Genomic DNA, 19,143 nt, shown 5'->3' with positions numbered 1-19,143 from the left:
GCGCTTGGCGAGCGCCCGCTGGCCGGCTGTTTTCCACCCGTGTCACTCTCGGCGCACGTCCCGACTTAGGCGCGCAGGCGCACGGTTAGGCCGGCGCTGGACCAGATGGCGACGAGGGCGGCTGCTGCTCCTGGCCGTAGGACTGCTGGGCCCCGCCCTGGTAATTGGGGGCCGAACCCTCGGAGCCCGAACCGGTCGCCGGCGGCGGGCTGAAGCTGGGGAAGCCGGTGGGTGGCGTGGACGGCCCCTGCTGCGCGGACTGTTGGGGCCCCGATTGCGGTGCGGGCTGCGCGCCGAAACCGCCGGTCGGGACGGCGCTTTGGGTCGGGGCCTGGCTGGGGTAGCCGCCGTACTGCGATCCGTATCCCGGGTGCTGGGGCGACTGCTGCTGGCCGGGCTGACCGTAGTAGGGCTGCTGGCCGTATTGGCCGTACTGCCCATACTGGCCGTACTGGGCGTAGGGGTCGTACTTGGGCCGCGGCGCCGGGGCTGTGATCACGCCCGCCTCCAACAGGACGGCGACGACGGCGGCGATCGCCTGGAGCACGGCGCAAGCCACGAGGGGCCACATCGCCCAGCCGATCGAGACGCCGGTGGGCAGGTTGATGGTCTCGGTGATGGCCAGCAACGCCCCGAGGACCGCGATGACCGCGACGATGCCGGCGTAGTTCTTGGCCTTGGGGACCAGGCTCAGGCCTGCCAACAGTGCGGCCAGGAGCGCGACGATGACCGCGGTGCCGGCATCGCCGGCGCGTCCGCCGACGCCCGTGCCGAGGTCGGCGCCGATGGTGAACGTCGGCCCGAAGTTCAGCAGGTACACGGCCAGGCCGAGCACGACCACCGCGATGCTCAGGTAGAGCGGGAGCTTGGTGGCGCCGTCGTCGTCCTTGGTGAACGACGGAGTGGCGCCTGCGTAGGAGCCGCCCTGTGGCGAGGGTTGGTATCCGGGGCTACCGGGCGAGTAGGTCATTGGCTCCTCCTGTTGCTTTGCCTGTGAAGTGCCTTTGCGGGCGCCGCGGTTGGGTCGCGACGCTGTGCTTGCGGGCGCGCCGTTCCATAAACGCCGTGCCCGGCGGTTGCGTTGCGACGCGATCGACCAACCACGCTAGCGCACTTCGGAACGCCCGTGCCGTGGCCACCGGCTTGGACCGCGATCCGTGCCGTGGGCCTCACCCGGGACGGCAGACGCGGCGGCAGCTTGCTCAGCGGAGGTAGAACACGTTCTAATTCTCCCCATGGATTACGGGCTTGTGCTTTTTACCAGCGACCGCGGCATCTCTCCGGTGAAGGCCGCGAAGCTTGCCGACGAACACGGCTTCACGACCTTTTACGTGCCAGAACACACGCACATCCCGATCAAGCGTGAGGCGGCGCACCCGACGACGGGTGACGCCTCGCTGCCCGACGACCGCTACATGCGGACGCTAGACCCATGGGTAAGCCTGGGTGCAGCGTGCGCCGTCACGTCGCGGGTGCGACTCTCCACGGCGGTCGCCCTGCCCGTCGAACACGACCCGATCACGTTGGCGAAAAGCATTGCCACCCTCGACCATTTGTCCGGCGGACGGGTCAGCCTCGGCGTCGGCTTCGGCTGGAACACCGACGAGCTCGCCGACCACGGCGTGCCGCCCGCGCGGCGCCGCACCATGCTGCGCGAATACATCGAAGCCATGCGCGAGCTGTGGACGAAGGAGGAAGCCTCGTACGACGGCGAGTTCGTGAAGTTCGGGCCCAGCTGGGCGTGGCCCAAGCCGGTGCAGCCGCACATTCCCGTGCTGGTGGGCGCGGCCGGAACCGAGAAGAACTTCAAGTGGATCGCCCGTAGCGCCGACGGCTGGATCACCACCCCGCGCGACTTCGACATCGACGAACCGGTCAAATTGCTGCAGGACACCTGGGCGGCCGCCGGCCGCGACGGCGCCCCGCAGATCGTGGCGCTGGACTTCAAGCCGATCCCGGAGAAGCTCGCCAAGTGGGCCGAGCTGGGCGTGACCGAGGTGCTGTTCGGCCTGCCGGACAAGTCCGAGGACGAGGTCGCCGCCTACGTCGAGCGGCTGGCGGGCAAACTGGCTGCCCTGGTCTGACGCGCGAGCAGACGCAAAATCGCATCCGTCGGCGCGAACCAATGCGAGTTTGCGTCTGCTCGCCACTCAAGCTTCAGGCCAGCGTGCAGCGGTTGCCGTGGTCGAAGGAGCGCACCCGCACCCGCCGCCCCAGCGGATCGCCCTCGATCAGCAGCGCGATCAATTCGTCGTCTTCGGTGGTGGACAGGAACCGGCTGCCGTCGTCCAGCCTCCCGATGATGATCCCGGTCGGACGCCCGTCGTCGCGTCGCACCGTGTAGGTCTCGACGGTGCCGACGCCGTCGGCCTGCTCGGTCACCTTCTCGGTCGGCCAGTCGGCGACCTGCTTCTGCGCGTGCGCGCTGCGGTCGGCCTGCCATTCCGCCGGGCTGGTGGAGTAGACGCCGACGGAGTATTTGCTCAGGATCCCGCCGTTGGCACCGACGAGGCCGAATTCTCCTGGCATTCTTCGCATTTGCGCGATGGTCTCCGCGACGGCGTGCATCGAATAGTTGTTTCCCGCCCCGCCGAAGAACGGCAGCCCGCCGGTCAGGGTCAGGCCGCGCGGATCGTCAGGCGCGATCCCCATGCCGTCGCAGATGTTGAACACCGGCACCGGGAAGCAGCTATACAGATCGAGCGTGGCGACGTCGTCGATGCCGATGCCGGCCATCGCCAGCGCGTCCCGCACGGCCAGGACATGCGATGGCGCGTGCCCGAGATCGGGACGCTGCAGCAGCGCTTGTTCCTCGAGGTCTGCGTGGCCGTGCAGATACACCCAGTTCTCTTCGGGCACCCCTAGCCGGCGCGCCGCGTCGACCGACATCAGTAGCGCGGCCGCGCCCTGGTTCACCTGGTCGCGGGCGACCATCAGCCGCGGGTACGGCTCCGCGATCATCCGGTTGCGGTCTGTGACGGTGACCAGTTCGTCGACCGTGCGCTCCACCGGCGCGGCGGCGAACGGATTGCTGGCTGCGATCTTGGTGAACGGCGCGAACAGCTCACCCATCCGGCGGCGATACTCCGCCGGCCCCAGCCCGGTGCCGGCCCGCCGGGCGTTCTCCAGCAGCGCGTACTGGATCGGCGCGCTGGTTAGCCCGTGGATGACGGTGTAGCGCGAGACCAGCTTTTCGATGCCCTGCCCGCGGTCCTCCAAATCACCGTCGACCGTCTCGGTGAAGTCGGGCCTGGCTTCGGCTTTCGCGAAGTAGCGCAGCGTCGACGTCGCATCCGAACCGAACACCATCGCGACCTGCGAGCGGCCCGCCGCGATCTCACCGGCCAGCTCGCTGATCAGGTGCTGAGGGCCCTGGCCGCCGACGATCTCGAGGATCGCGCGCGCAGGTGAGGCGGCGAGGCGGTTGGCCACCGATCGCGGGTAGTTGTTGGACCGGCCCAGCGGGGCGTTGATCGTGCCCGAGATCTCGAACTGCCGGACACCGGCCACCGTGTCGATGGCCGCACCGGCCTCCTCGGCTCCACAGTCGTCGACAGCGGCCCGGGCCGCCGCGGCGGCCAACTCCACGGGCGACATCCCGCGGTAGTTCGGGTCGTCGATGCGCTCGGCGGCCTGCCCCACGCCGACGACGACCGGAGTGTTCGGGTCGAGATTCATAGATCCACTATCTACCGCAGCGCCCGCTCAACACCTAATCGGGGTGGCCCGCTTCGGTGGTGGCGACCCGCTTCGCCCGGCCACGCCGCGCTCGCGATCGCCACCGGGGGCTACAGGCTTTGCAGGATCTCCCGCGCCAGGGCCGCCGTCTCCGACGGGGTCTTGCCCACCTTGACGCCGGCCGCCTCCAGGGCCTCCTTCTTGGCGGCCGCGGTGCCCGAGGAGCCCGACACGATGGCACCGGCGTGGCCCATCGTCTTGCCCTCCGGCGCAGTGAATCCCGCGACGTAGCCGACGACCGGCTTGGAGACGTTGGCCTTGATGTAGTCGGCCGCGCGCTCCTCGGCGTCACCGCCGATCTCACCGATCATCACGATGACCTTGGTGTCGGGGTCCTTCTCGAACGCCTCGATGGCATCGATGTGCGTCGTACCGATCACTGGGTCGCCGCCGATGCCGATGGAGGTGGTGAACCCGAAATCACGCAGCTCGTACATCATTTGGTAGGTCAGCGTGCCCGACTTGGACACCAGACCGACCGGCCCCGGGCCGGTGATGTTGGCCGGCGTGATACCCGCCAGCGCCTCGCCCGGCGTGATGATACCCGGACAGTTCGGACCGATGATGCGGGTCTTCTGCCCTTTGTCGATGTTGTAGGCCCACGCATAAGCGGTGTCCTGCACCGGAATTCCCTCGGTGATGACGACCAGCAGCGGAATCTCCGCGTCGATGGCCTCGATGATCGCGTCCTTGGCGAATTTCGGCGGCACGAAGACGACGGACACGTCGGCGCCGGTCTCCTTCATCGCTTCCTCGACCGTCGCGAACACCGGCAGCTCGACATCCTTGCCGACGGGGTCGACGTGCGAGACGGTGGTGCCGGCCTTGCGGGCGTTAACCCCACCCACCACCTGGGTGCCCGCCTTCAGCATTAGCGCGGTGTGCTTGGTGCCCTCGCCGCCGGTGATGCCCTGGACGATGACCTTGGAATCCTTGTTCAGGAAGATCGACATTGTTGGCTCCCTTACTTGTTCGCCAGCTCGGCGGCTTTGTCGGCTCCGGCGTCCATCGTGTCGGCCTGGATTACCAGCGGGTGGTTGGCCTGGGCCAGGATGCGCCGGCCTTCGTCGACGTTGTTGCCGTCCAGCCGCACCACGAGCGGCTTGTTGGCCTCGTCGCCCAGCATGTTGAGCGCGGTCACGATCCCGTTGGCGACGGCGTCGCAGGAGGTGATGCCGCCGAACACGTTGACGAACACGCTCTTGACCTGCTTGTCGTTCAGGATGACGTCCAGGCCGGCGGCCATCACCTCGGCCGACGCGCCACCCCCGATGTCGAGGAAGTTGGCCGGCTTGACCCCGCCGTGCTTTTCGCCGGCGTAGGCGACGACGTCGAGGGTGGACATGACCAGGCCTGCGCCGTTGCCGATGATGCCGACCGCGCCGTCGAGCTTGACGTAGTTCAGGTCGTGCTCCTTGGCCTTGAGCTCCAGCGGGTCGGTGGCGTCGCGGTCCTCGAACTCGGCGTGGCCGGGCTGACGGAAGTCCGCGTTGGCGTCCAGGGTGACCTTGCCGTCGAGGGCCAGGATCCGGTCGTCGGGGGTGCGCACAAGCGGGTTGACCTCGACCAGGGTGGCGTCCTCGGCGACGAAGAGCTCCCACAGCTTGTTGATGGTCACCGCGGCGGCGTCGAGCACCTCGGCCGGCAGGTGGCCTTTCTCGGCGATGGACCGCGCGGTCGCCAGGTCGACGCCCTTGACGGCGTTCACCGGCACCTTGGCCAGCCGCTCGGGCTTGGTGGCGGCGACCTCCTCGATTTCCATGCCACCCTCGACGGAGCACATGGCGAGGTAGGTGCGGTTGGCCCGGTCGAGCAGGAAGGAGATGTAGTACTCCTCGGCGATGTCGCTGGCCTCGGCGACCAGCAGCTTCTTGACGACGTGCCCCTTGATGTCGAGGCCGAGGATGTTCTTGGCGTGTTCGTAGGCGTCATCGGGGGTGGCCGCGTACTTGACGCCGCCCGCCTTGCCCCGGCCGCCGACCTTCACCTGCGCCTTGACCATCACTGGGGCGCCGACCTCGCTCGCGATTTCCCTTGCGCCCTCGGCGGTGTCGGTCACTCGCCCCGGCGTGGTAGGTACGTTGTGCTTGACGAACAATTCTTTGGCTTGATACTCGAAAAGGTCCATGGACTCTCTGTCTTCGCTCGACTCAACTGCTAGGCCTCTTGATCGGCGGTGCCGCGATCGGCAACTCGCACGGACGAACTGTATCCACTGGCAAACCGCCCCTTTCCGGCGCGTCCGACGATGTGGCACAGCTCACGGCCTAGCGGCATACCCGGTTCGTGACCCAAATCACAATTTCCACGGGATTGCTCCACGCGGTTGCCAGTCCCGCGAGTTAGCGGATACCGTCTCAGGGTCCAGATAACGTTATGGTCACGATACGAGGACATTCCAGCTTGTCCCAGCACCGTTTGGCTTCTTCTACTGCTGAAACAGCAGGTGTGGTGAGGGTTGGCCGCGCGGCGGGCGCCCGGGGCATCGAGCCCCATCGCAACGAAGTCACCGAGATCCTCCCGCTCGACGGTTTCGATTTCGATGACCTGGATTGGCGCGACGAGGTCGGCGATCTGGGCGACCTGGACTACAGCAACGACTCCACCTTCGACAACGAAGCGCAGGTGCTGCTGGCCCCGGAGCTCGACGACCTGAACGAGGCCGACGACCCGACGCCGCTGTGGCTCGCCGCTCCCGTGATCGAAGTGCAGCCGCGGGTGGTCATCGGACCCGCCGAGCCCCGCCCGCGTCGGGTGCACACCACCGACGTCGTCGCCGTCGCCCGGCACGGCGGAGCGCATCGCAAGCAGCCGACGAGCGCGACCAGGGGTCGCCTGCTGATTTCCGCAATGGCCGCCGGCGCGGCCGCCGCGGCGGCGCACACCGCGACCAGCCACGCCGATACACCGAAGACCGAGGCCGTGCTGACCGCGAACGCGTCGGCGCTCACCGGCGGCTCGGCCAACAACACCATTCGCGGCGCCCAGGTCATCGCGCTCCAGCCGGCGGCCACGGCCGCGGTGCACAACCAGGAACTCGCCAAGGGCGTAGCGTTCGCCAACGACCGCGCTCAGCGTGAGGCGCGGCTGCAGCAGCCGCTCTATGTGATGCCGACGAAGGGCATCTTCACCTCCAACTTCGGTTACCGCTGGGGGGTGCTGCACGCCGGCATCGATTTGGCCAACGCGATCGGGACGCCGATCTACGCGGTGTCCGACGGCGTCGTCATCGACTCGGGCCCCGCCGCCGGCTACGGCATGCTGGTCAAACTGCGCCATGCCGACGGCACGGTCACGCTCTACGGCCACATCAACACCACGCTGGTCAGCGTCGGCCAGCGCGTGATGGCCGGCGACCAGATCGCCACCATGGGCAATCGGGGTAACTCCACCGGCCCGCACCTGCACTTCGAGGTGCTCCAGGGTGGTACCGAACGAATCGATCCCGTCCCGTGGTTGGCTCAGCGGGGTCTTATGGTCGGTAACTACGCTGGTTGAGGTGACCGCGCCTAACCAACCACCACCCGGTCCGCAACCGCCCGAATCCGCGTCCCCGTCGGACTCGAAGACCCGGATCATCCGCCGGGCACCCACCGGACCTGTCCCCATAGCGCCGGAAACCCCGACTACCCACCTTCCCACACAGCCGCCGCCCTACCAGGGCGCGGCTCGCGCGGGGCTGCGAGGAACTCCCGGTGCGGCCGATGCGCCGAGTGGCCGGACGGCCGTCGCGGCCTGCGCCGTCAGCATCATCAGCGGATGGGCCACATCAGTGGTGGCGACCGATCTGGTCGCCGGCTGGTGGCGGTCCGACCGGCTCTTCTGCATCGCGGTCGCGTTTCTGGCCCTGGTGTTCGCCGTGACCACGATTTCGGGCGTGATCATGCTGCTGCAGAACCGGCCGTCCGGGCGCTACCTCATCGTGGTCGGCGCCGTGGTCGCCGTGCTGACGTACCTGGGGGTGTTCATCGCCGGCGCCCGAGTCGCGTGGATCGTGCACCTGCTGCCGCTGCTGCCGATCGCCAGCGTCGTGCTGGCCACGCACCCGCGCACCAAACGCTGGCTGGAGGCCTGACCGCTAACCGGGCCCGGCCGGACCAACAGGCGGCTTCGGAATCTGATATCACCCGCGATATCAAATTCCCGATTCACCGCATGGTCGGGAGTCGGGCGGGGCTAGGCCGCCACTACAGCTTGCTGATCGGCGCGTGATTGTGCATGAGCTTGACCCGCCCCGCGCTGCCGAAGTCGATGAGCGACATGGCCGATTCGCCGACGCCGGAGACTTCCTCGACGCGCCCGAGACCGTACTTGTCGTGCGTCACCCGATCGCCGGGCTCGAGCACAAGCAGCGGCCGCTTGGCCGCGGCCGAGCGGGTCGGGGCTGCGCGCGGCGTACCGAACCGGCCGGCGCCGCTCACCGGCGCGCTAAACGATGGCGCCGGCGCGGTGCGCCGCCACTCGATCAGTTCCTGCGGAATCTCGCGCAGGAAGCGCGATTCCGGGTTCAGCATCGGCTGCCCCCAGGATGACCGGATGATGGCCCGGCTCAGATACAGGCGCTGACGCGCGCGGGTGATCCCGACGTAGGCCAGCCGCCGCTCCTCGGAGAGCTCGGTCGGGTCGTCCAGCGCCCGCATGTGCGGGAACATGCCGTCCTCCCAGCCAGTGACGAACACTACCGGGAACTCCAGCCCCTTGGCGGTGTGCAACGTCATCAGGGTGACCATGCCGGCGCCGTCGTCGGGGATTTCGTCGCTGTCGGAAACCAGGGAGACCCGTTCCAGAAACTCCGCCAGGACACCGGTGTCTGGCACGTCCTCGTCGTCTGGGGCCTGCAACGACTCGTCCAGCGCGGCGGCGTTGGCCCGGTCGGTGCTGAATTCGTGTGCCACGCTGACGAGTTCGTTCAGGTTGTCCAACCGGGCCAGATCCTGCGGATCGGTGGACGATTCCAGCTCTCGGCGGTAGCCGGTACGTTCGAGGACGGACTCGACCAGATCGCCCAGATCCTCGTCGAGTCGGCCCCTGAGCTCGTCGAGCAGTTCGACGAAGCCCGCGATCGCCTTCTCCGCGCGCGAATTGAGCATCGGCACTTTGCCTTCGGCGGCGGCCACCAACGCGTCGTTGAAACTCGCGCCGGTGTTCTCGGCGTAGACCGCCACGCAGGCCTCGGCGCGATCACCGATGCCCCGGCGCGGGGTGTTGAGGATGCGCCGCATGCTGACCGCATCACCCGGGTTGTCCAGCACCCGCAGATAAGCGACGATGTCGCGGATCTCTTTGCGCTCGTAGAACCGCACTCCCCCAACAACTTTGTAGGGAATGCCTGCGCGGATGAACACCTCTTCGAACGACCGCGACGAGTTGTTGGTGCGATAGAACACGGCCACGTCTTTGTAGGTGATCTCGCCGCGGTCGGCGAGGGCGTCGATTTCCTCGGCCACGAACCTGGCCTCGTCGTGCTCGTTGTCGGCGACGTAGCCGACGATCAATTCGCCGGCGCCGGCGTCGGTCCACAGCCGTTTGTCCCGGCGCCCGGAGTTGCGGGCGATTACCGAGTTGGCCGCCGACAGGATGTTCTGCGTGGAGCGGTAATTCTGTTCCAGCAGAATGGTTATCGCGTCGGGATAGTCGCGCTCGAAGTCCTCGATGTTGCGGATGGTGGCGCCGCGGAACGCATAGATCGACTGGTCGGCATCGCCCACAACGCACAATTCCGCCGGCGGCACGTCGTCGGGCGACCCCGTCGCGTCGTGGCCGACCAATTCCCGCACCAACACGTACTGGGCGTGGTTGGTGTCCTGATACTCGTCGACCAGGACATGACGGAACCGCCGGCGGTAATGCTGGGCGATCTGCGGGAAGGCCCGCAGCACCGCGACGGTCTCGCCGATCAGGTCGTCGAAGTCCAGCGCGTTGGCCGCGCGCAGCCGCCGCTGGTATTCGCCGTAAACGGACGCCACGGTGCGCGTCAGGTCGTCCGAGTCGTCCGCCAGTTTCGCCACCGCCGCGGCGGGGTCGATGAGCTCGTTCTTCAGACTGGAGATGGCGTTGGCCAGCAGCCGTGGCGAGTAGCGCTTGATGTCGAGCCCCATGTCGCGCCCGATCATCTGCAGCAGGCGGCGGGAGTCGTCGGCGTCGTAGATCGAGAAGTTGGAGTTGAGGCCGTCGATCAAGGACGCCTGGTTGCGCAGGATGCGCACGCACGTCGAGTGGAAGGTGGACACCCACATGGCGCGGGCCCGGTTGCCCACCAGCCGCACCACGCGTTCGCGCATCTCGGCCGCTGCCTTGTTGGTGAACGTGATGGCCAGGATCTGGCCCACCCCGACACCGCGCGCCGCGATCAGGTAGGCGATACGACGCGTCAAGACCGCGGTCTTGCCCGAGCCGGCCCCCGCCACGATCAGCAGCGGCGAACCCTCGTGCACCACCGCCTGGCGCTGTTGCGGGTTGAGGCCCTCGAGCAGCTGATCCGCCTCGGAGGCCAGATTGGCATCGGTTACATACACACTCATGTTGGTCCAAACTTACCGCCGCCCACCGACGCAACGCGTCCAGGCGTCAGACCAGGCTAGTGCCCCGGCGGCCCTGAGGAAGCCAAATGCACCCCGACATAAACGGTATTTCGCAATCCAATACGCGATCTCATATTGAAATGGAAATAATTACACCCACGTCCAAGAGCCGGTGATAATCGAGCGGGGATTTGCGTCAAGTCAATGCCGCAGAATCCACCTGCGCCGCACAATTTCCTCCGGCGTTAATGCAACCCACACCGCTGAGCAACCGTGGGCGCCGGGCGTCGGCTCGACCGAGTGCCGCCGGCCCCCTGACGCGTAATGGCCAGTTCACCCCGACGTTTTTGCGCGGGAGCGGATTTTAGTGGCACACTCGTTTGGTGCTCAACGCGCAGTGCCATCGGCAGTCCACCACCCCGAACTGCCGCCGATTTTTCTACGGGTACCGGTTCGCGGTCCCCGTGGTCTAGCTGCTTTGGTCAGAGCCCCGTGGTCCGCTTCCGCAGACCGGGGCTCATCTCTTTTGTGAGGCCCGAAACCGGATGAGACCACAACCCCCACATCCCGAGAACGCGGAGTTAGCAGAGATGAAGGTTGAGACGGTGGAACCCCCACAGACGGCCGACACCGAAGAGTTGAACATCGACGACTTGCGCCACGAGATCGACCGGTTGGACGCCGAGATCCTGGCCGCGGTGAAGCGGCGCACCGAGGTGTCTCAGGCGATCGGCAAGGTCCGGATGGCATCCGGCGGCACGCGGCTCGTGCACAGCCGCGAGATGAAGGTCATCGAGCGCTACAGCGAACTCGGTCCCGACGGCAAGGACCTCGCGATCCTGTTGCTGCGATTGGGCAGGGGCCGGCTCGGCCACTGAGGCCGCCAGTCACGCCGGGCCGGGTCGCCGCGCACCCGCTTTAGCGACACGGTGACGGCCCGCCGCGCCCGGCTACGCCGCGCTTGCGACCGTCACTAGCGACACGGTGACGGCCCGCCGCGCCCGGCTACGCCGCGCTTGCGACCGTCACTAGCCCGACGGTGACGGCCCGCCGCGCCCGGCTACGCCGCGCTTGCGACCGTCACTAGGGTCGAAGTATGACCTCCGCGCAAAGCCTCCCCGACATCACCGCCACTCCAGCGTGGGACGCCCTGCGCAGGCATCACGAACAAATCGGCGCGACGCATCTGCGCCGGTTCTTCGACGAGGATCCCGACCGCGGCCGCGAACTCACCGTCTCGGTCGGCGACCTCTACATCGACTACAGCAAACACCGCATCACCCGAGAAACGCTGCGACTGCTCATCGATCTCGCGCGCACGGCTAACCTCGAGGAGCGTCGCGACCAGATGTTCGCCGGCGCGCACATCAACGTCTCGGAGGACCGGGCGGTCTTGCACACCGCGCTGCGCCTACCCCGCGACGCCGAGCTGATCGTCGACGGCCACAACGTCGTCGAGGACGTGCACGCCGTGCTGGACCGGATGGGCGACTTCACCGACCGGTTACGCAGCGGTGAATGGACCGGGGCCACCGGAAAAAGAATCAGCACCGTGGTCAACATCGGCATCGGCGGGTCGGATCTGGGTCCGGTGATGGTGTATCAGGCACTGCGCCATTACGCCGACGCCGGGATTTCGGCCCGCTTCGTCTCCAACGTCGACCCGGCCGATCTCATCGCCACGCTGGCCGACTTGGACCCTGCCACAACGCTTTTCATCGTCGCATCGAAAACGTTCTCGACGCTGGAGACCCTCACCAATGCGACCGCCGCGCGCCGCTGGCTGACCGACGCGCTCGGAGACGCCGCGGTGTCCAAGCATTTCGTGGCGGTCTCCACCAACAAGCGCCTGGTCGACGACTTCGGCATCAACACCGACAACATGTTCGGTTTCTGGGATTGGGTCGGCGGGCGGTACTCGGTCGATTCGGCGATCGGCCTCTCGGTGATGGCCGCCATCGGCAAGGAGGCCTTCGCCGATTTCTTGTCCGGGTTCCACATCGTGGACCGGCATTTCAAGACCACCCCGCTGGAGTCCAACGCGCCGGCGCTACTGGGGCTGATCGGGCTGTGGTACGCCAACTTCATGGGCGCCCAGTCGCGCGCGGTACTGCCCTATTCCAACGATCTGTCCCGCTTTGCCGCCTATCTGCAACAGCTGACCATGGAGTCGAACGGCAAGTCGACCCGCGCCGACGGCACCCCGGTCACCACAGACACCGGCGAAATCTTTTGGGGCGAGCCGGGAACCAACGGCCAACACGCCTTCTACCAGTTGCTTCATCAGGGCACCCGGTTGGTGCCGGCCGACTTCATCGGCTTCAGCCAGCCCCTCGACGACCTGCCCACGGTCGAGGGCACCGGCAGCATGCACGACTTGCTGATGAGCAACTTCTTCGCCCAGACCCAGGTGCTGGCGTTCGGCAAGACCGCCGAGGAGATCGCCGCCGAGGGCACCCCGGCCGACATCGTGCCGCACAAGGTGATGCCCGGCAACCGACCGTCGACGTCGATCCTGGCCGACCGGCTCACGCCGTCGGTACTGGGCCAACTGATCGCGCTCTACGAGCATCAGGTCTTCACCGAGGGCGTCATCTGGGGCATCGACTCGTTCGACCAGTGGGGCGTGGAGCTGGGCAAGACGCAGGCCAAGGCGCTGCTCCCGGTGATCACGTCCGACGGCTCGCCGGCGCCGCAGTCCGACAGCTCGACCGACGCGCTGGTGCGCCGCTACCGGACCGAGCGCGGGCGCACCAGCTGACAGCCTCAGCCCCGGCGAAGCATGACGTCGGAGCCCAGTCGCCGTACGTTTCACCGCGGTCAGCCACGCCAGCCGCATCCCCGTGCTTCCGGACATCACCGACGCCTACGTGATCGGGCTTCTCAAGCTACGGTTGGCGACCTGCAAGCCCGAATACACCAGCAACGCGGCGCATTACACGCCAGTTGAGCACTGACTCAAGCGAACCACTTGGTGAGTGGGGGCGGCAGCACCCGCATCACCTGCGCCAGCGGCGCCCACGGCCACCACGGCACCGCCGCCCGGCCAGGTTCGCGTTCCATGGCGGCGACGAGCGCGTTGACGCCAGTCTCGTTGTCCACCATCAACCTTGTGGTGTCCGTCTTGGCCGTCATCTCCGATTCGATGTAGCCGGGCTCGATAACCGAAACCTTGATGGGGCCCCTGGCGTATTCGGCCCGCAGGGATTCCCCCAGCGAGCTCAACCCGGCCTTGCTCGCGGCGTAGGCGGCCTTGACGCCCGGCACGCCCTTATTGGCCAGCACCGAGGAGATGAGCACGAGATGGCCCGAACCGGTGTTGTTGAACATCGCCAGCGCGGCCTCGATCTGCACCAGCGCGGCAACAAGATTGGTCTCGAGGGTCGCCTTGTTGGCCCATAGCTTGCCCGAGCCGAGTTTCGCACCCTTGCCGATTCCGGCGTTGACGATGACGCGGTCGACGCCGCCGAGCTCGTCGCTGAGTTCGCCGAAGACTTTCGGCACCTGCTCGTGGTCGTTGACGTCCAGCGCCGCCACCGCGATCTTGATGCCCGGATACTGTTGGGAGAGTTCTGCTTTCAGCTCGTCGAGTCGTTCGGTACGGCGTGCGCACAGCGCCAGGTCGCGGCCCTTGGCGGCGAACGCCCGCGCCATGCCTGCGCCCAAGCCGGAGCTGGCACCCGTGATGAGGATCTTCTGACGAGTCATCCGGGCAGCATATCCAGTGCCCGTCGAGCGTCGGGTTATCGGACCCGGAAGGGGGTTTTCGGCACGAAACGTCGCGCTCGTCGCCTACTTGAGAAGCCGCGACATCCGCCGGTCGGCCAGCACCTTGCCGCCGGTCTGGCAGGTCGGACAGTATTGAAATGACTTGTCCGCGAAGGAGACTTCGCGCACGGCGTCCCCGCACACCGGGCAGGGCAGGCCGGTGCGTGCATGCACCCGCAGCCCGGAGCGCTTCTCGCCCTTGAGCGTGGCCGCACCCTGGCCCACGGACCGGCTCACCGCGTCGCGCAAGACCGACCCCATCGCGTCGTGCAGGGTGGTGAGCTGCTCGTCGGTCAGCTTGCCCGCGGTGGCGAACGGGGAGATCTTGGCGACGTGCAGGATTTCGTCGCTGTAGGCGTTGCCGATGCCGGCGATCACCTTCTGGTCGGTGATGACCGTCTTGATCCGACCCGTGTTCCCGGCCAGCAGGCCCGCGAGATCGTCGACGGTGAGCTCCAGCGCATCGGGTCCCAGGGCGGCGATGCCCGGCACGGTTCGCGGGTCCACGACGAGCCAGACGGCAAGCCGCTTCTGGGTGCCGGCCTCGGTGAGGTCGAAGCCGGGCGCCTCGCCGGGCGTGCCCAGGTGCACGCGCAGGGCGATTGGGCCCTTGCCGGGGCGCAGCGGCGCCGCGGCCAGCTTGTCCGACCAGCGCAACCATCCCGCGCGCGACAGGTGAGTGATCAAGGACAGCTCGCCCGCCTGCAGCCCGAGGTATTTACCCCAGCGGTGGGCCCCGGTCACGGGCCGGCCGTGCAGCGCGCTGAGCGGCGGGTCGAACGTCTTGAGCACGGACAGCGCGCCGACGTCGACGCGACCGATCGTCAAGCCGACGGCATGGCGGCGCAGATGGTCGGCCAGGGCTTCGACCTCGGGCAGTTCGGGCACGCCCTTCAGTCTGCCGGTCTGAGCAAATAGGTGTCCATGATCCAGCCATGACGAGCGCGGGCCTCGGCCCGCAGGGCAGCGATGCGGCCGCCGACCTCGCCGACGGTGCCGGCCACCAGCAGCTCGTCGGCGGTGCCCAGGTAGGCGCCCCACCAGATGCGGGTTTCGGGAAGGCACCTCTGGAATGAGCATTCGGCGTCGAGCATGACGACCGCCGAGCCGGTCAACCCGTGCGTGCGCAGCTGCCGACCGGTGGTGATCAGCACCGGTTCCCCGACCTCGTTGAGCGGGATGCGGTGCCGGGCGGTCAGGGCCTGCACCGCGGTGATGCCCGGAATCACGTCGAAAGAGAACTGGAGTTCGGTGGCCACCGCCTCCAGGATGCGCAGCGTGCTGTCGTACAGCGACGGGTCACCCCAGGCCAGGAATGCGCCGACGCCATCGGCTCCCAGCTCGGCGGCGATCGCATCCGCCCAGATCCGCGCCCGTGCGGCGTGCCAGTCCGAGACGGCCTGGCGATAGTTGGAGCCGGCGGACCGTTTGGGGTCTGGTAGCTCGACGAAGCGGTAGCCGCGCTCGCGGATGAACCGGGAGCAGATCTCTCGTCGCAGCGCCACCAGGTCGCTTTTCACCTCGCCCTTGTCCATCGCGAAGAACACCTGGGTCTGGTTGAGTGCCTCGATCGCCTGAACCGTCACATAGTCGGGGTCGCCGGCGCCGATGCCGATGACGTGGATATGCCGGCCCAAGAAACCCTCCTTGTCGCTTGCAATAGATTGCCGAATCGAAACCCAGAGGGCCTAGTCGGGACCCAAAGTACCCAGTACCATGGGTACCGTCTGAAGCACCCAATGAAGGGACGCCAGCGCATGACAACTGCGGTGAAGCCAGGCGGGCCGAGTCGTGAAGAGTTCTCGGAGCGCCTGCTCAGGGGCTCGGTCAAGAAGTCCTACGAGCCCGTCGTCGACATCGACTGGGACGCCCCGCTGGATCCGGACAAGTTCTACCTGCCGCCGCGCCTGGTGTCGCTGTACGGCACCCCGATGTGGGACGAAATGACCCGCGAGCAACAGATCGAACTCTCACGCCAGGAGCTAGTCAACACGCTGTCGGCCGGGATCTGGTTTGAGAACATGCTCAACCAATCGTTGCTGCGCACGATCCTGCACGAAGACCCCACGAGCAAGTCCACCCACTACAAGCTGACCGAGCTGGGCGACGAGACCCGTCACATGGTCATGTTCGGCAAGGCCATCGAGCGCATCGGCGCAAAGCCGGTGCGGCCAAGACTGTTTCACCGGATGATCATCAACGCGCTTCCGCTGGCGTTTCAGCGGGGCTCGATGTTGTGGGTGGCCGCGTTGATCGGTGAAGAGATCTTCGATTCGCTGCAGCGGCAGATGATGGACGACCCGGAGCTGCAACCAATCATCCAGCGCCTCATGCGGATTCACGTCACCGAGGAGGCGCGCCACATCCAATTCGCCCGCGACGGCGCCCGTAAACGCGTAGCCGAAATGCCCCGGATCAACCGCTGGTTCATGGCCAACATCAACGGGCTGGGCGGCTACTTCTTCAACTACCTGTTCAGCAACCCCATCCCGTACGCCCGCACGGGTCTGGACCCGGTGCGGGCGCGACACATCGCGCGCACCAGCGGGCACCGCCGCGAGATACAGGTGGCCGGATTCGCCCCACTGGCGGCCTTCCTGACCGAGGTCGGTCTGCTGGGCCCGATTGCACGCCGCGGCTGGAAACGCAGCAGGTTTCTGTGACGCGGCCGCGCGGCCTCGCCGACTCCGGGCACCCCGTGGCCGTTCTGGCCGCGCACGGCGCTCCTTCCGCGTTGGCGGCCGCGGGCGTCACCGATTTCGTCATCCTCGACGAGCCCGTCGCGCAGGTGCAATCGGCGTTCGACGACGGGACGGACACCTGGCTGTTGACGACGGCCGGCGGCGAGGTCGTGCGGGCGCGGGCCGTCATCACCGCCGAGCCGCCGTTCGTTCCCTGGCTGCCCGACATCGCGGGCCGCGACGACTTTCCCGGCCCCTGGTTTCACGCGGCCGCCTGGGCCCCCGAGTTCGATCCGTCCGGCAAGCGCATCGCGCTCGTCGGCACGGACGCCAGCGCCGGGCACCACATCGGCAGGCTGACCCGGGTCGCGGCGTCGGTCACCGTCTTCGCCCACTCGCCGCGCCGGGTGGTGACCGAGGTGCCGCTGTTTTCCACGCGCGTCAAACGCCGGTTGCGGCACCCACTCCGACCGGCCGCCGCCCATCGCCCGTCGATCAAGCTGGCGGGCTCGCCGATCGCAGCGGTGACGGCGTCGGGCATCCGCACCTATGACGGTGTCGAGCACTGCGTCGACGCCATCGTCTACGGCACCGGATTCTCGATACCACAGGAGCTGGCCGATGCAACGCTCGTCGGCGCCGGCGGGCTGACCATTCGGCAGGCCTGGCACGACGGCATGGAGCCGTTCTGCGGTGTGGCGGCTCGCGGCTTCCCCAACTACTTCTTCATCATCGGGCCCGACACCGGCGCGCAGGCGCGGTACATCGCCGAGTGTTTGCTCCTGATGAAGCGCACGGCCAGCAGCCGCATCGAAGTGCGCGCCAGCAGCCTGCAGGTTTTCAACGAGCGCGCGCAGCTGACACCCGGCCAGGCCCCGCCGGTGGCCTCCGCCTTCGACCTGTCGGCCAACGCACCGGAGCGCGACGACACCTTTGACGGCACCGCGACGCTCGAGATCGCCGGCGCCCGCCATCCGGTGCGGGTCCGGCTCACCGGACACCTCGACCCGATCGACGGCCGCTACCACTGGCAGGGGACGGTCTTCGCGTCGCCGTCGCGGCCGCTGCCCGACGAGGCGCTCGGGCTAGCTCGGAGCGTGACGTTGACCGTGGGCCGGCGCAGCGCGACCGCCCGCATCGTGGAACGAACGCCGTGGGGCACACATTCGGTCGCCGGGGTCGGCGCCCCGCCGTACGCCTCGGGCTGACCCGCCCACCTTTCCTGCTCGACCGCGGTTTTTCGGTGTCGTCATGGCGTTTGGGGGAACGCGCAAGGTGGTAGTCCGGGGGAATGCGCGTGCTGCGCAGCAGAAACGAACAATGTGTTCGGCGCGGTAGAGGCGGGAGCCTCGAACGGGTGGGGACGGGCACGCGCCTCACTCACACCGCGCTGCCTGCCGCGCGCTCTCGAATCGACGCCCGTGGGCTGCGCTTTCCGGAGGCGGCCAGGCCGCTCGGCCCGGATTAGACTTTTGCCGCCGAGGGCGGATACTCAAGCAGTTGGCCCGGGTGCGATTCGAGGAGCAGTGATGGAACCGGACGACCCGACCCAGGCGGAGGTCCGGGCGCCTCGACACCAGAGGCCCCCGCAGGGAAAGGGGTTGCGGTGGTGAGCTCGATAGCTGAGTCCCCCAGCTCGCTGGCCGTCGCGGCGCGGACGGAAGAATCCGCGACCGTTCTAACCGTGGACGGTGTCCTCGACGCCAGCAACTCCGCGACGCTCCGAGACCACATCCTGCAGGCCACACTCGATGAGCCGGCCGCCGTCATCGTCAACATCTCCGCGCTCAAGGTGCTCGCCGAGTTGGCGTGGTCCACTTTCATCGGCGCGCACTGGCAGGTCCGCAGCAATCCGAACGTTCCGATCGTGTTGGTCTGCGCCCAGCGCGGAACGCGCGAGGCGATTTCCCGCAGCGGCGTCACCTACTTCGTGCCGGCGTACTCGACCGAAAAGGCGGCGCTGAAGGCGCTCAGCCAGCAGAGCCGGCGTGCCGTGCGTCGTGCCGACGCTCAGCTGCCCGCCGACCTGACCAGCCTGCGCGAATCGCGCCGCCTGGTCCGCGAGTGGCTGACCACCTGGTCGCAATCCACGCTGATTCCCGTCGCCTTGGTGGTGGTCAACGTGTTCGTCGAGAACGTCCTCGAGCACACCCCGAGCGTTCCCATCATGCGGCTCGAGAGCCACGGCGCGACGGCGACCATCGCGGTGTCCGACACCAGCCACGCCCCGGCCGTGCGGCTGCCGTCGCCGACAACCGGCATCGACGTCTCCGGTCTGGCGATCGTCGACGCGCTGTCACGCGCGTGGGGCAGCACGCCCACCGCGAGCGGCAAGACGGTGTGGGCGGTCATCGGCCCCGAGAACCAGCTCTGACGCCTTATTGTGCTGGGAACCCGGCCACGGGTAGAACTAGAACACGTTCTAATCTCGTGTG

At 67.5% G+C, this 19,143-nt stretch carries 16 protein-coding genes and 1 pseudogene; 8 read left to right on the top strand and 9 right to left on the bottom strand.

The window, feature by feature from the left end; all coding sequences use genetic code 11:
* Positions 1 to 85 precede the first annotated feature (85 nt).
* Positions 86 to 970: a DUF5336 domain-containing protein gene (locus A5695_RS16525; RefSeq protein ID WP_068084166.1), complete on the bottom strand. Its 885-nt coding sequence runs from the start codon at positions 968 to 970 to the stop codon at positions 86 to 88.
* Between the two features lie 265 nt (positions 971 to 1,235).
* Here A5695_RS16525 and A5695_RS16520 point away from each other — a divergent pair, with 265 nt between their 5' ends.
* The gene (locus A5695_RS16520; protein ID WP_068084156.1) at positions 1,236 to 2,084 is read left to right on the top strand and encodes an LLM class F420-dependent oxidoreductase; all 849 of its coding nucleotides are present in this window, start codon (positions 1,236 to 1,238) and stop codon (positions 2,082 to 2,084) included.
* A 73-nt stretch (positions 2,085 to 2,157) separates the two neighbouring features.
* On the opposite strand, the gene A5695_RS16515 is transcribed toward A5695_RS16520, so the two are convergent.
* The 3 genes from A5695_RS16515 to sucC form a co-directional block, all read right to left on the bottom strand.
* Positions 2,158 to 3,678 (bottom strand): acetyl-CoA acetyltransferase, encoded by a 1,521-nt coding sequence (locus tag A5695_RS16515; RefSeq protein ID WP_068084149.1) that lies wholly within the window; start codon positions 3,676 to 3,678, stop codon positions 2,158 to 2,160.
* A 110-nt stretch (positions 3,679 to 3,788) separates the two neighbouring features.
* On the bottom strand, positions 3,789 to 4,691 hold the full coding sequence (gene sucD, locus A5695_RS16510) for a succinate--CoA ligase subunit alpha (RefSeq protein WP_068084147.1): 903 nt from the start codon (positions 4,689 to 4,691) through the stop codon (positions 3,789 to 3,791).
* Between the two features lie 11 nt (positions 4,692 to 4,702).
* A complete protein-coding gene (gene sucC / locus A5695_RS16505) occupies positions 4,703 to 5,866 on the bottom strand; it encodes an ADP-forming succinate--CoA ligase subunit beta (RefSeq protein WP_068084145.1) in 1,164 nt (387 codons plus the stop codon).
* 323 nt (positions 5,867 to 6,189) lie between these two features.
* Here sucC and A5695_RS16500 point away from each other — a divergent pair, with 323 nt between their 5' ends.
* Positions 6,190 to 7,236: a M23 family metallopeptidase gene (locus A5695_RS16500; RefSeq protein WP_156749696.1), complete on the top strand. Its 1,047-nt coding sequence runs from the start codon at positions 6,190 to 6,192 to the stop codon at positions 7,234 to 7,236.
* 1 nt (position 7,237) lies between these two features.
* Entirely contained in the window at positions 7,238 to 7,813 is a 576-nt protein-coding gene (locus A5695_RS16495; RefSeq protein ID WP_068084140.1) for a hypothetical protein, read from the top strand.
* Positions 7,814 to 7,925: 112 nt separating this feature from the next.
* Here A5695_RS16495 and pcrA read toward each other — a convergent pair whose 3' ends face one another.
* Positions 7,926 to 10,259 (bottom strand): DNA helicase PcrA, encoded by a 2,334-nt coding sequence (pcrA, locus tag A5695_RS16490; RefSeq protein WP_068084135.1) that lies wholly within the window; start codon positions 10,257 to 10,259, stop codon positions 7,926 to 7,928.
* A 545-nt stretch (positions 10,260 to 10,804) separates the two neighbouring features.
* On the opposite strand from pcrA, the gene A5695_RS16485 reads away from it, so the two are divergent.
* Together A5695_RS16485 and pgi are read left to right on the top strand one after the other, a co-directional pair.
* A complete protein-coding gene (locus A5695_RS16485) occupies positions 10,805 to 11,137 on the top strand; it encodes a chorismate mutase (RefSeq protein ID WP_082946141.1) in 333 nt (110 codons plus the stop codon).
* 218 nt (positions 11,138 to 11,355) lie between these two features.
* On the top strand, positions 11,356 to 13,020 hold the full coding sequence (gene pgi, locus A5695_RS16480) for a glucose-6-phosphate isomerase (RefSeq protein WP_068084124.1): 1,665 nt from the start codon (positions 11,356 to 11,358) through the stop codon (positions 13,018 to 13,020).
* Positions 13,021 to 13,217: 197 nt separating this feature from the next.
* On the opposite strand, the gene A5695_RS16475 is transcribed toward pgi, so the two are convergent.
* The 4 genes and pseudogenes from A5695_RS16475 to cobF form a co-directional block, all read right to left on the bottom strand.
* Positions 13,218 to 13,967, bottom strand: a complete 750-nt coding sequence (locus tag A5695_RS16475; protein WP_068084121.1) for an SDR family oxidoreductase — start codon at positions 13,965 to 13,967, stop codon at positions 13,218 to 13,220.
* Positions 13,968 to 14,051: 84 nt separating this feature from the next.
* Entirely contained in the window at positions 14,052 to 14,519 is a 468-nt protein-coding gene (locus A5695_RS29730) for a zinc finger domain-containing protein (protein WP_231974873.1), read from the bottom strand.
* A 153-nt stretch (positions 14,520 to 14,672) separates the two neighbouring features.
* A pseudogene (locus tag A5695_RS29725) lies at positions 14,673 to 14,915 on the bottom strand (DNA-formamidopyrimidine glycosylase family protein); the annotation flags it as partial.
* Between the two features lie 5 nt (positions 14,916 to 14,920).
* Positions 14,921 to 15,664: a precorrin-6A synthase (deacetylating) gene (gene cobF / locus A5695_RS16465; RefSeq protein WP_068084116.1), complete on the bottom strand. Its 744-nt coding sequence runs from the start codon at positions 15,662 to 15,664 to the stop codon at positions 14,921 to 14,923.
* Positions 15,665 to 15,784: 120 nt separating this feature from the next.
* On the opposite strand from cobF, the gene A5695_RS16460 reads away from it, so the two are divergent.
* From A5695_RS16460 to A5695_RS16450, 3 genes are all read left to right on the top strand, one after another.
* Positions 15,785 to 16,690 (top strand): diiron oxygenase, encoded by a 906-nt coding sequence (locus A5695_RS16460; protein ID WP_068084113.1) that lies wholly within the window; start codon positions 15,785 to 15,787, stop codon positions 16,688 to 16,690.
* Between the two features lie 236 nt (positions 16,691 to 16,926).
* The gene (locus A5695_RS16455) at positions 16,927 to 17,916 is read left to right on the top strand and encodes a DUF4873 domain-containing protein (protein ID WP_231974872.1); all 990 of its coding nucleotides are present in this window, start codon (positions 16,927 to 16,929) and stop codon (positions 17,914 to 17,916) included.
* Between the two features lie 401 nt (positions 17,917 to 18,317).
* Positions 18,318 to 19,082 carry an STAS domain-containing protein gene (locus A5695_RS16450; protein WP_068084172.1) on the top strand — a complete coding sequence of 255 codons (765 nt, stop codon included), beginning with the start codon at positions 18,318 to 18,320 and terminating at the stop codon, positions 19,080 to 19,082.
* Positions 19,083 to 19,143: the final 61 nt, after the last annotated feature.

Source organism: Mycobacterium sp. E1747 (assembly GCF_001667775.1).
Lineage (GTDB): Bacteria > Actinomycetota > Actinomycetes > Mycobacteriales > Mycobacteriaceae > Mycobacterium.
The sequence above is the reverse complement of the archived record's forward strand: the minus strand, read 5'-3'. Positions and strand labels throughout refer to the sequence as shown.

Coding starts and splice junctions, on each gene's coding strand:
- pgi (WP_068084124.1), top strand. CDS start 11,356: ATGACCTCCGCGCAAAGCCTCCCCGACATCACCGCCACTCCAGCGTGG.
- sucD (WP_068084147.1), bottom strand. CDS start 4,691: ATGTCGATCTTCCTGAACAAGGATTCCAAGGTCATCGTCCAGGGCATC.
- pcrA (WP_068084135.1), bottom strand. CDS start 10,259: ATGAGTGTGTATGTAACCGATGCCAATCTGGCCTCCGAGGCGGATCAG.
- A5695_RS16485 (WP_082946141.1), top strand. CDS start 10,805: ATGAGACCACAACCCCCACATCCCGAGAACGCGGAGTTAGCAGAGATG.
- A5695_RS16515 (WP_068084149.1), bottom strand. CDS start 3,678: ATGAATCTCGACCCGAACACTCCGGTCGTCGTCGGCGTGGGGCAGGCC.
- sucC (WP_068084145.1), bottom strand. CDS start 5,866: ATGGACCTTTTCGAGTATCAAGCCAAAGAATTGTTCGTCAAGCACAAC.
- A5695_RS16520 (WP_068084156.1), top strand. CDS start 1,236: ATGGATTACGGGCTTGTGCTTTTTACCAGCGACCGCGGCATCTCTCCG.
- A5695_RS16525 (WP_068084166.1), bottom strand. CDS start 970: ATGACCTACTCGCCCGGTAGCCCCGGATACCAACCCTCGCCACAGGGC.
- A5695_RS16460 (WP_068084113.1), top strand. CDS start 15,785: ATGACAACTGCGGTGAAGCCAGGCGGGCCGAGTCGTGAAGAGTTCTCG.
- A5695_RS16475 (WP_068084121.1), bottom strand. CDS start 13,967: ATGACTCGTCAGAAGATCCTCATCACGGGTGCCAGCTCCGGCTTGGGC.